General features: G+C 75.3%; 7 protein-coding genes. 5 read left to right on the top strand and 2 right to left on the bottom strand.

The annotated features are described in order from the left end of the window. Together ACFRCR_RS11850 and ACFRCR_RS11845 are read right to left on the bottom strand one after the other, a co-directional pair. A partial coding sequence (locus tag ACFRCR_RS11850; protein WP_377677756.1) for a DNA-formamidopyrimidine glycosylase family protein occupies positions 1–839 on the bottom strand: 839 nt, incomplete at its 3' end. Positions 840–875: 36 nt separating this feature from the next. After that, positions 876–5,924, bottom strand: coding sequence for a DEAD/DEAH box helicase (locus tag ACFRCR_RS11845; protein ID WP_377677754.1), 5,049 nt, complete (start codon positions 5,922–5,924; stop codon positions 876–878). A 119-nt stretch (positions 5,925–6,043) separates the two neighbouring features. On the opposite strand from ACFRCR_RS11845, the gene ACFRCR_RS11840 reads away from it, so the two are divergent. From ACFRCR_RS11840 to ACFRCR_RS11820, 5 genes are all read left to right on the top strand, one after another. After that, positions 6,044–6,277 (top strand): DUF3046 domain-containing protein, encoded by a 234-nt coding sequence (locus ACFRCR_RS11840; RefSeq protein ID WP_030150556.1) that lies wholly within the window; start codon positions 6,044–6,046, stop codon positions 6,275–6,277. An 88-nt stretch (positions 6,278–6,365) separates the two neighbouring features. Continuing rightward, positions 6,366–8,516: an alkaline phosphatase family protein gene (locus ACFRCR_RS11835; protein ID WP_377677752.1), complete on the top strand. Its 2,151-nt coding sequence runs from the start codon at positions 6,366–6,368 to the stop codon at positions 8,514–8,516. Next, positions 8,513–9,382, top strand: a complete 870-nt coding sequence (locus ACFRCR_RS11830; RefSeq protein ID WP_377677750.1) for an MBL fold metallo-hydrolase — start codon at positions 8,513–8,515, stop codon at positions 9,380–9,382. Before ACFRCR_RS11835 ends, ACFRCR_RS11830 begins: the two co-directional genes overlap by 4 nt. Positions 9,383–9,660: 278 nt before the next feature. Beyond that, positions 9,661–10,749 carry a recombinase RecA gene (recA, locus tag ACFRCR_RS11825; RefSeq protein WP_377677748.1) on the top strand — a complete coding sequence of 363 codons (1,089 nt, stop codon included), beginning with the start codon at positions 9,661–9,663 and terminating at the stop codon, positions 10,747–10,749. Between the two features lie 23 nt (positions 10,750–10,772). Next, positions 10,773–11,699, top strand: coding sequence for a regulatory protein RecX (locus tag ACFRCR_RS11820; RefSeq protein WP_377677746.1), 927 nt, complete (start codon positions 10,773–10,775; stop codon positions 11,697–11,699). Positions 11,700–11,788: the final 89 nt, after the last annotated feature.

Here is an 11,788-nt window from a genome sequence, read left to right as displayed (position 1 = left end):
CTGGGTGTACACCTGATGATCGTTCGCTCGAACGGCGCCGGGTTCGCCGGTGCGACGACGACGGGCGTGCCACATCGGTGGCACGCCCGTCGTGCTCTGCCGTGGACGTGCCGGCGCACCGTGCCGACTCCCTCCGCGACGCTGCGGAGCATCAGCCCGCGGGTCGTGCGCAGCAGGGCCTCCAGGTCGTGGTCGGAGATGTCGTCGACGGGCGTCCACGGCCACAGCCGCTGGGCGAACAGACCTTCGGCCGTGTAGATGGTGCCGAGGCCCGAGACCCCCCGCTGGTCGAGCAGCGCGTCGGCGATCGGCAGCTGCGCGCTCCGTGGGTCCAGGGGCGCGCTCCCGCCCACCGTGACCGGCGCGGGGAACCCGCCCTCGGCGGCGGCCGCGCGCAGCCGGGCCAGCGCGAGCCCCATGCCGGCCTCGGGGGCCGTGAGGAAGTCCGCCGCGAGGATGTCGGGGCCCAGGTGCCCCAGGAGCAGGTGCTCGTCGCGCGTGCGGACCACGTCGAGCATCCCGAGCCGCTCGCCGACGCACGTCCAGGTCGCGTTCGCGAGAACCGCCCGCACCTCGCTTCCCCGCGCGGCGGCAGCGGCCGACCCGCTCCGGGCGATGCGCCACTGCCCTTCCATCCGCAGGTGCGTGTGCAGGGTCGTGCCGTCGTCGAGGCGGGTCAGGAGGTGCTTGGCGTACGCCAGCACCTCGGTCACGGTCCGCCCGGTCAGGTCGGTCCCACCCGCCTCGGCCCAGCGCAGCTCGGCGCGTTCGAGCGCGCGGCCGCTCAGCGCGGCGTCGAGGCGCTGCGCGGTGACCCGGACGACGTCGCCCTCAGGCACGGTGCGGCCCCGTCCGGTGTGCACCCCGGGAGGCGCTCATGCGCGCAGCCCCCGCGGCGTGGGCCGGAACCCGGCCTCCATGAGCGCGGCCGTGACGCCGAACGCGCGCGACGCGGTGCTGCCCGCGCCTGCCAGGGCGTCGATCCCGTCGATCCGCCCGATCACCATCTTGCCGAGCAGCCCGGCCCGGGAGGCGCGCGCCAGCTCGGCGCACGCCGTCGCGAGGCGGCGGGAGGCGGACGGCGAGTCGTCCCCGAACGAGATCAGCGACCGCCCGCCGCGCTCGACGTACAGCACCAGGTCCCCGCCCACGAGCACGACGACGGAGCCCACCTTGCGCCCGGGACGGTGCGTCGCGCGGGGCGTGGGGCGGGTGGCCACCGCGTGGGAGGTCAGGAGTGCCGTCGAGGTCGACGCGCGCGGCGATCCGGTCGCCGCTCTCTGCGAGCCGGGTGCCGCGATCCCGAGCGGGGACCCGCCGCCCGGCTCGTGCGGAACACGCGGCTCGGGCCACGGCAGTGCCGCACCGTAGGGGTTGGCCGGGTCGGTCGCGGCGAGCAGCAGCGCACCGAGCTCGCGGCGTCCTGCCGACTCCTCGGCGTGCTCCCGGTCCTGCGCGTCCGTGCGGAGCTGGTCGACCGCTCCCGGCAGGGCGAACTGCGAACCGCCGAGGTGCTCGACGAAGTAGCCGCGCCGGACCGTGCCCGTGGCCTCGAGCTCCGACAGCACACGGTAGACGCCGCGGAAGTAGTTCGTGACGCCCTCCGAGGGGGCCGCGCCACGTGTCAGGACGCCGTGACGGTCGAGCAGCACCCTGGTGAGGGCGTGCGTCCGGCGAGTGGGGTCGAGCTCGCGGGCCGGCAGCGCGGACCAGCGCCCCGAGCCGCCGCGCAGGTCGCTCTCGCCGCGGGCGGAGCCCGACGCGCCCGCGCCGAGCGAGGCGAAGCGTCCCCGTGCCAGCGGGCGGGCGCGGACGGGAGCGCGGGGAGCGCGGTGCGCCCCGCCCCCGGGTCCGAGGCGGCTGCGCAGTGCGCCCAGGCCGTCGTTCGTGACCCAGCCCGCCCACACCAGGTCCCACAGCGCCTCGAGCGTCGCCGCCTGGGACGCGCCCGCGAGCTCGGCGATGCGGGGCAGAAAGAACCCTCCCGAGCCGGTCAGCAGGTCCGCGACGGCACGGTGCAGGTCGCTGTCGAGCGGCCCGTCCTCCTCGAGCGGGCTCGCGTCGGGGAGCGTGAGCGGAGCGGCGTCCGCGAGGTGCAGGCTCACGAGCCCGTCCTTGCCCCCGGGCAGCGACGAGTGGCCGCACCACAGGACCTCGCCCGTGGTGGTCAGCTCGTCGAGCAGCGCCGGCGAGTAGTCGGTCACGCGTGAGGGCAGCACGAGCGTCTCGAGGGCCGAGGCGGGGACCGCGGCGCCCGAGAGCTGTTCGACGACGCGCAGCAGCCCGTCGGTGCCCCGCAGCGTGCCGATGCCGTGCCAGCGTGGAAGGAAGACCCCGAGGGCCTCGGGGGCGACGGGCTCGACCTCGGCCCGCAGCGCAGCGAGCGACCGACGCCGCAGGGTCCGCAGGACCTCGGCGTCGCACCACTCCTCGCCCGTCCCGCCGAGAGACTCGGGGCGGAGCCGCCCGCACACGAGCACGCGCGCGGCCTCGAGCCGGCGCAGCACCCCGGTGGCCACGGCCACCCCGATCCCGAACCGGGCCGCGACCTCGTGCGCCGAGAACGGGCCGTGCGTGCGGGCGTGGCGTCGCACGAGGTCACCCAACGGGTCGGGGACGGGCTCGGTGAACACCTCGGGGATCCCCGTCGGCAGGGCGACGCCCAGCGCGTCCCGGAGCCGCCCGGCGTCCTCGACCACTGCCCACTGCGGCGCGACGTCGTCGGGCACGCCGGCCAGGCGCACCTGGATCACCCGGCGCGCTCCCTCCAGGGTGGCGAGCCATGCAGGCGCCTCGTCGCGCACCTCCTCGCGCGTGCGCCGGACGACCTCCGCGACGGGGAGCGGACCCAGGCGACGCAGCAGGTCCCAGACGTCCTCCGCGTGGCGGGCCTGACGGTTCGGCACCAGTGCGCCGAGCTCGGCCTCGGTGCGCTCGACCGACTCCGGGTCGAGCAGGTCGGCGAGCTGTGACGCCCCGCCCTCGGTGCCGAGCAGCTCGGCGAGCAGGGTCGGGTCGAGCGACAGGGCGGCCGCCCGCCGCTCCGCGAGGGGAGCGTCGCCGTCGTACAGGAACTGGGCCGTGTACCCGAACAGCAGGGACTGCGCGAAGGGGGACGGGGTCGGGGTCGTGACGTCGACCAGACGGACCCGGCCCGCGGCCAGGTCCCGCATGAGGTCGGTGAGCGCCGCGACGTCGAAGTCGTCCTGGAGGCACTCGCGCGCAGCCTCCAGGACGATCGGGAACTCGGGGTACTCGCTCGCGACCGACAGGAGCTGGGCCGAGCGCTGCCGCTGCTGCCACAGCGGCTGCCGCTTGTCGGGGCGCCGCCGGGGGAGCAGCAGAGCCCGGGCGGCGGCCTCGCGGAAGCGCGCAGCGAACATGATCGAGCCGCCGAGCTCGGCCCGGACCTCGTCGAGGACCTCCTCGGGCGCGAGCAGCAGGTCCTCGGCCGTCACGACGGGCGACCCGGCGGTGCCCGGTCCAGCGGCACCCGGACCGGCGACTCCGCCGGGCTCGTCGCCCCAGCCGCCGTCACCCAGGTCCGGCAGGCGCAGCACGATCCCGTCGTCCGAGTGCATGGCCGCGGCGTCCAGGCCGTACCGGTCGCGCAGCCGCGCACCCAGGACGAGCGCCCACGGCGCGTGGACCTTGGCCCCGTAGGGCGAGTGGATGACGACGCGCCAGTCGCCCAGCTCGTCGCGGAAGCGCTCGACGACGACCGTGCGGTCGTCGGGCACGCGCCCCGTGGCCTCGCGCTGGTCCCCGAGATAGGCCATGAGGTTGTCGGTCGCCCAGGCGTCGAGACCCGCGTCGCGCAGCCGCTCCGCGAGCGGACCGCCCGACGCGGCGAGGGTCTCGAGCTCGCGCACCCAGGCACCCACGGCGCGGCCGAGCTCGGCCGGGCGGCCCGGCGAGTCGCCCTTCCAGAACGGCAGGCGTCCGGGGGCGCCCGGGGCCGGGGTCACGAGCACGCGGTCCGGGGTGATGTCCTCGATGCGCCACGTGCTCGACCCGAGCGTGAACGTGTCGCCCACGCGCGACTCGTAGACCATCTCCTCGTCGAGCTCGCCCACGCGCCGCCCGCCCCGGGCGCGTGAGCCCGTCGCGGGGCCACCGGGCGCGTCGCCGAGCACTCCGGCAGCGTCCTCGGGGCCGGCGGTCGCGGCGGGGTCCGTCGCGAGGAACACCCCGTACAGCCCCCGGTCGGGGATGGTGCCGCCGCTCGTGACCGCCAGGCGCAGCGCTCCTGGCCGCCCGCTGAGCACCCCCGACGTCCGGTCCCACACGATCCGCGCGCGCAGCTCGCCGAAGTCCTCGCTCGGGTAGCGGCCCGCGAGCATGTCCAGCACGGCGTGCAGCGTCGCGTCGCCCAGCGCCCCGTAGGGCGCGCTGCGCCGAACGAGGGCCGCGAGCTCCGCGACGGTCCAGTCGTCGAGAGCGACCATCGCGACGACCTGCTGCGCGAGCACGTCGAGCGGGTTGGACAGCACGTGCAGGTGCTCGATCTGCCCGGTCCGCATGCGGTCCGCGATCACGGCCGAGGGCACCAGGTCGCCCCGGAAGGTCGGGAACACGACGCCGTGCGACACCGCGCCCACCTGGTGCCCTGCGCGGCCGATGCGTTGGAGACCGCTCGCGACCGACGGCGGTGCCCCGACCTGGACCACGAGGTCGACCGCGCCCATGTCGATGCCCAGCTCGAGGGAGGACGTCGCGACCACCGCGGGCAGGCGTCCGTCCTTGAGCTCGGTCTCGGTGCGCGTGCGCTCGGCCCGGCTCATCGAGCCGTGGTGGGCCCGGGCGATCACGGGGTCTTTTCCCGCGCTCGCTCCCGACTGGGCCAGGACCTGCGCGGGCTGGAGCGTCCCGACGTCGGGCACGTCCTCGCCCTGCCTCTCGGCCCAGACCTCGTTCATGCGCGCCGTGAGACGCTCGGCCCCGCGCCGGGAGTTGGTGAAGACCAGGGTCGAGCGGTGCTCGGCCACGAGGTCGACCACGCGCTCCTCGACGTGCGGCCACACCGACGGGCGCGGCGGGCGGGCGGTTGCGGGACCCGAGAGGTCGGGCTCGCCGTCGGGCAGGGGCGCGAGATCCTCGGCCCGGGCGGCTCTGCTGGGACCCGGCGCGGTGCGCAGGTCGGCCAGGTCCGGGACGGGGACGACGATGTCGACCTCGATCTTCTTCTCCGAGGGAGGCTGCACGACGACGACCTCCCGCCCCTGGTCCTCCGGGCGGCGGTGCCCCGCGAGGAACGTCGCGACGGCCTCGACCGGACGGACCGTCGCGGACAGCCCCACGCGCTGCGCGGGCACGGGGAGCAGCGCGTCGAGGCGTTCGAGCGAGACCGCGAGGTGCGCCCCGCGCTTGGTCCCTGCGACGGCGTGGATCTCGTCGATGATGACCGTCTGCACCCCCGCCAGACCCGCGCGCGCCTGGGACGTCAGGACGAGGAACAGCGACTCGGGCGTCGTGATGAGGATGTCCGGGGGAGCGATCCCGAAGCGCCGGCGCTCGCTCGCGGGCGTGTCACCCGTGCGGGTGCCCACCACGACGTCCGGGACCGTGGTGCCGAGACGCACCGCGGCCTGCCGGATGCCTGCGAGCGGGGAGCGCAGGTTGCGTTCGACGTCGGCGGCCAGCGCCTTGAGCGGGGACACGTACAGGATCTTGCAGCGGTGCGCGGGGTCGTCGGGAGCGCCGGTCCTCTCGGGGCCGGGGCCGGGGCCGAGCAGCCTGTCGAGCGACCAGAGGAAGGCCGCGAGGGTCTTGCCCGACCCCGTGGGGGCGACGACGAGCGCGTGCCGGTCGCTCCCGATCGCCTCCCACGCGCCCGCCTGCGCAGCTGTCGGACGCTCGAACGCGCCCTCGAACCAGGCGCGGGTCGGAGCGCTGAAACCGGCGAGAGGATCGGGGGACGTCACCTCGCCATTGTGGGCGCTGCCACCCACAACCGCTCTCTGCCGGGGTGCGCGGGTCCGGCGGCGTGCGGGGAGGCCGCCGCGATGTCGGGGGAGCGCCCGAGACGTGGCAGGCTGTCCCCGTGCGGTATCGAGAGTTCTGGCAGCTGGTGGACGAGGTCTTCGGATCGGCCTACGGTCGCGCCCTGACCCGGGACCAGGTGCTGAACGCCCTGGGCGACCGCACCGCGGTCCAGGCGATCGAGGACGGCGTCGAGCCCCGGCACGTGTGGCACGCGCTGTGCGACGCGCTGGAGGTGCCGGACTCGCAGCGGTGGGGTACCGACAGGCATCGGCAGGCGCCGCCCGCGCGGTAGCCGCGCTGTGCGTGGTGGGGAGGTGTGCTGCCGAGCATCGGCAGGCGCCGCCCGCGCGGCAGGTCCGTCGGCGCGGCATCATGGCCGCATGAGGCACCGTCTCCCGTTCTCCGTGCACGACCTGACGGGGGCCCTCTGGTCGCTCGTGTCGACGACGGCGGGCCTGGCGCTCGCGATCTGGATCGTGCCCGGGGTGCGGATCACGTCGTGGTGGTCGGTGGTCCTCGCGGCGCTCGTGGTCGGTGTCGGTGACGCGTTGCTGCGTCCTGTGTGGCGGGTCGTCGCGGGTCGTGCCGGTGTGCTCGGCGCTCTGGTCTCGGGGCTGGCGGGGCAGGTGCTCGTGGCGTGGCTGGCCCTGACGTACCTGCCGGGCTTCGAGACAGACGACTGGGGCAGCGTCGTGGCGGTGCTGGTGCTGGCGGCGTTCTTCATGGCGATCGGCCGGTGGGCGATCGGCGCGAGCGACAACGAGTACGTGATCGACCACCTGCTCCGGCGTGCGCGCCGGGCGCAGCGAGCGGAGGTGCGCCGCGCACGGTCCCGCGCAGACGGTCCGGGCGATCGGCACGCCGCCGAGACGGACGTGCCGGTCGACGCTGCGCGCCCTGCGCGCGCAGGCCTCCTGGTCGTCCAGCTCGACGGCGTCGCGCGCGAGACGTTCGACCACGCGGTCCAGGCGGGGCTGGCCCCGAACCTCGCACGTTGGCTCGGGTCCGGCTCCCACCGGCTCGAGTCGTGGTGGGCGCGCGTGCCGTCGACGACCCCTGCGAGCCAGGCGGGGCTGCTGCACGGGACGAGCGAGCACGTGCCGGCGTTCCGCTGGTGGGACCGCGCGCAGGGGCGCCTGGTGGTGACGAACCGGCCGGCGGACGCGGCCCAGGTCGAGGCGCTCATGAGCGACGGGCGGGGGCTGCTCGCGGACGGCGGGGTCGCGGTCTCGACGATGTTCTCGGGCGACGCCTCGACGAACCTGCTCGTCATGAGCCGGGCGGGCGCGGGCCTGGGGCCGGGGCAGCTCTTCGTGCACTTCTTCTCGAGCCCGTTCGTCCTGGCCCGGGCGCTCGTGGCGACCGTGGGGGAGTTCTTCAAGGAGCTCTACCAGGGGTGGCAGCAGGCCGTGCGGGACGTCGTGCCGCGGGTCTCGCGCCTGGGGGCCTACCCGGTCCTGCGGGCGGTATCGAACGTGGTGCTGCGCGACCTCAGCACGTCGCTCGTCGCGGAGCAGCTCGTGCGCGGGGCGCCCGTGGTGTTCGTGGACCTCGTGGACTACGACGAGATCGCGCACCATGCGGGGCCGCTGCGCCCCGAGGCGATGCGGGCGCTCGAGGGGCTCGACCGGGTGGTGGGGCTGTGGGAGCAGGTGGCCCGGGTCGCGCCGCGCCGCTACGAGGTCGTCGTGCTGTCCGACCACGGCCAGTCGCTCGGCGCGACGTTCGAGCAGGTCGTGGGTCGGTCGTTCCTCGACGAGGTGCGCCGCCTCATGGCGGTCGTGGCCGCCCCGGGCGAGCGGCGCCGTCGGGCGTCCGGGGTGCGGTCGCCCGCGTCGGCGGACTCCGAGGCGTGGGGCGCGGTCAACACCGCGCTCAACGCGCTCGGGCGCAGCGACGCCGAGGGGTCGAGGGGCGGTCGCGTCATGGTCGGCCCCGATCGCGAGCCCGGGTCCGCGGGCCCGGGCGAGCTGCCCGAGGTGGCGGTCGTCGGCTCGGGGAACCTGGGCCTCGTGTGGTTCCCGCGCTCCCCGGTGCGGCTCGTGGGCGACGAGATCCGGGCACGCTGGCCCGCGCTCGTGCCGGGCCTGGTCGCGAACCCGGCCGTGGGGGTCGTCGTCGTGCAGGAGCGCGGGCCCGTGCAGGGCGAGGTGCCCGACGTCGTCGCGTACGGTCCGGCGGGCAGCCGCCACCTGGTCACGGGAGAGGTCCACGGGCAGGACCCGCTCGCCCCGTACGGGCCGCGAGCCGCGGCCGACCTGCTGCGCGCCGCCTCGCTCGAGCACGCGGGAGACCTGCTGCTGGTCTCGAGCGTCGACGACGCGGGGCTCGTGCATGCGTTCGAGGGCCTGGTCGGCTCGCACGGCGGTCTGGGCGGTGCCCAGAACGAGGCCATGCTGCTGTACCCCGCGAGCCTGCGCGTCACGGACGGGGCGCGCGAGGACGTGGGTGGGACCAGCATGCTCGTGGGCGCCGAGGCCGTGCACGGCGAGCTCGTCGGGTGGCTGCGGGAGCTGGGGATCAGGACATGACCGGGGCGGCGCCCGGGCTGCGGGTCACGTGGTTGGGGCACTCGACGGTCGTGCTCGACGTCGCGACGCCCGACGGGGACGTGCGCCTCGTGACCGACCCACTGCTCAGGCGCCATGCCGGGCTGCTGCGCCGACGTGGCGTGCGGCCTGCCGAGGTGTGGCGCGGCGCCGACGCGGTCCTGCTCTCGCACCTGCACCACGACCACGCGGAGCTCGGCTCGCTGCGCCTGCTGGGCGACGCCCCGGTCCTCACCGCGCCTGCGAACGCGCGCTGGCTGCGCGCGAAGGGGCTCCCCGGCGTCGGCCTCGGCGCGGGGCCCGAGCACGACGACCGGCCGCTCGCGGGTCCCGTGCCAGGTCGCCCGCGCGGCCCTCTGGCCGTTTCGGCGGCGAGCGGGCACGGGGCCTGGCACGACGTCGGAGCGCACGTCCGTGTGCACCTCACGCCCGCGGTGCACGGGCACCGGCCCATGCCGCACCGACCCAACGCCGCGGTGGGGCACCTGGTGCAGACGGACCGCTGGACGCTGTGGGCCGTGGGCGACACCGAGGCCTACCCGGGCATGGCGCACCTGCCTGGGCTCGCGGGCGGGCCCCTCGACGTGGCGCTCGTGCCCGTGGCGGGCTGGGGGCCGCGGCTCTCGGGCGGTCACCTGGGGCCGGTCGAGGCCGCGCACGTGTGCGCGGCCGTCGGGGTACGGGTCGCGATCCCGGTGCACTGGGGCACGCTGCACACGCCCGGCGGGCAGAACCTGCCGCGCGGGTGGATGGACCACGCGGGAGCGGCGTTCGCCGCGGCGGTGCACCGGTGGGCCCCCGGGACGCGGGCGGTCGTGCTGCGGCCGGGGGAGTCGTGGGAGGGATAGGGCGGGTTCCCGGGGTGGGCCGGGCCCGGCCCGCGGCGCCGCCGAGGACAGGGCGGCGAGGGCTGGGAGGGTGCCCGGCGACACGCCGCACCGCGAAGGTTCTCTCGAACAGGTGTTCGGGTAGAGTTGTGCACAGCACGAGCTGACCGTCCGTCGTCCACAGGCAGGACCAGGGGGACGGCGGGTGTCAGTGGCGGCACGTACCGTCGGGACACGACACAGGCTTCCTGAACACACTCTCGGCACGGTTCCGTGCCCCGCACGCAAAGGTGACCGACATGCCCGCACCCGCAGACCGCGAGAAGGCGCTCGAAGCCGCCCTCGCCCAGATCGACCGCAACTTCGGCAAGGGCTCGGTGATGCGCCTCGGCGAGGAGGGGCGTGCGCCCATCGAGGTGATCCCCACCGGGTCGATCGCCCTGGACATCGCGCTCGGCATCGGCGGCCTCCCGCGCGGCCGTGTCGTGGAGATCTACGGCCCCGAGTCCAGCGGCAAGACGACCGTCGCCCTGCACGCCGTCGCGAGCGCGCAACGCGCGGGCGGCATCGCGGCGTTCATCGACGCCGAGCACGCGCTGGACCCCGAGTACGCGAAGAAGCTGGGCGTCGACACCGACGCGTTGCTCGTCTCGCAGCCGGACACCGGTGAGCAGGCCCTCGAGATCACGGACATGCTGATCCGTTCGGGTGCCATCGACATCATCGTCATCGACTCGGTCGCGGCCCTCGTGCCCAAGGCCGAGATCGAGGGCGAGATGGGTGACAGCCACGTCGGTCTCCAGGCCCGCCTCATGTCGCAGGCGCTGCGCAAGCTCACGGGCGCCCTGAGCCAGTCCGGCACCACCGCGATCTTCATCAACCAGCTCCGCGAGAAGATCGGCGTGTTCTTCGGTACCCCCGAGACCACGACCGGTGGCAAGGCCCTGAAGTTCTACGCATCGGTCCGGCTGGACATCCGCCGGATCGAGACGCTCAAGGAGGGCACCGACGCGGTCGGCAACCGCACGCGCGTCAAGGTCGTCAAGAACAAGATGGCCCCGCCCTTCAAGCAGGCCGAGTTCGACATCCTGTACGGCGTCGGCATCTCCCGCGAGGGGGGCCTGATCGACATGGGCGTCGAGCACGGCTTCGTGCGCAAGTCCGGGTCGTGGTTCACCTACGGCGGCGACCAGCTCGGCCAGGGCAAGGAGAACGCGCGCTCGTTCCTGCGCGACAACCCGGACCTCGCCAACGAGCTCGAGAAGCGCATCAAGGAGAAGCTCGGCGTCGGGGCCAAGGTCGACGCGCCGGCGGACCCCGCAGCGGTCGCCGAGCCGGTCGCCCCCGTGGCGGCCCCCGCCGGTAAGGGCAAGAAGGCCGTCCTCTGATCGTCGACGACCCGCTGGACCGCATGCCCGAGTGGGCGCGTCCCCTTCCCGGTGAGGAGGGGGGCGCGCCCGCCGGTGCGTCTGGCGCAGGAGGCACGTCCGGAAGCGCTGGCACGTCCGGTGCGGGGGGCGCCTCCAGGACCGGAGGGGCGGCCCGCTCGGCGTCGGGTGCCGCGGCGGGGCGGGCCATCGGGGGGAGCCCGTCGCTCGCACGCGGGACCTCGCGGTCGCGGGACGGGAGCGGTTCGTCGGGGCGCGGCGGATTTGGGCAGCGCAGCTCCTCCGGGTTCGGCAGCAGCGGGCTGAGCGGCGGGTTCGGCTCGACGTCCTCGAAACGGAGCACCGGCGCGGGGCGCCGCAAGGAGTACTCGGGGGAGCGCAAGGAGCGCAAGCCCCGCCCCACGGTCGCCGACCGTGTCGAGTCGGGAGCGCTCGCCGGTGCCGAGCTCACCGAGCATGCGCGCGAGGCGATCCTGCGGACCCTGACCGCAGCCCCCAAGAGCAGGCGCCAGCTCATGGACGCCATGACCCGCAAGGGCTACCCGCCCGAGGTCCTCGAACCGATCCTCGAGCGCTTCGAGGAGGTCGGCCTCGTCGACGACGCCGAGTACGCCGGGATGCTCGTCCGCACCCGTCACGGCGAGCGCGGGCTCTCGCGCCGCGCCATCGCGCAGGAGCTGCGGCGCAAGGGCATCGACGACGACACCGCGACCGAGGCACTCGACCAGGTCGACGAGGACGACGAGGCAGAGGCCGCCCGCGACCTGGTCCAGCGGCGCCTCGCCCGCACGACCGGGCTCGACCGCGAGGTCCGCACCCGACGCATCGTCGGGATGCTGGCACGCAAGGGGTACAGCCCGTCGCTCGCGCTCAGCCTGGTCCGTGAGGAGCTGGCCCGCGAGGGGGAGCCGGACGACGACGAGCCGTTCGGCGGGTTCGACGACCTCTGAGGGCACGCGACGCCGTCGGGCCGCCTGAGCGCCGCGACCGCGCAGATCACGCTCCGACGCGAGACGGCCGTCCCGGTCCGCGGTGGACC

Origin of the sequence: Oerskovia sp. NPDC056781 (genome assembly GCF_042789955.1) — a bacterium.
GTDB lineage: Bacteria > Actinomycetota > Actinomycetes > Actinomycetales > Cellulomonadaceae > Oerskovia > Oerskovia rustica.
This window is presented reverse-complemented; position numbering and strand designations above follow the sequence as displayed.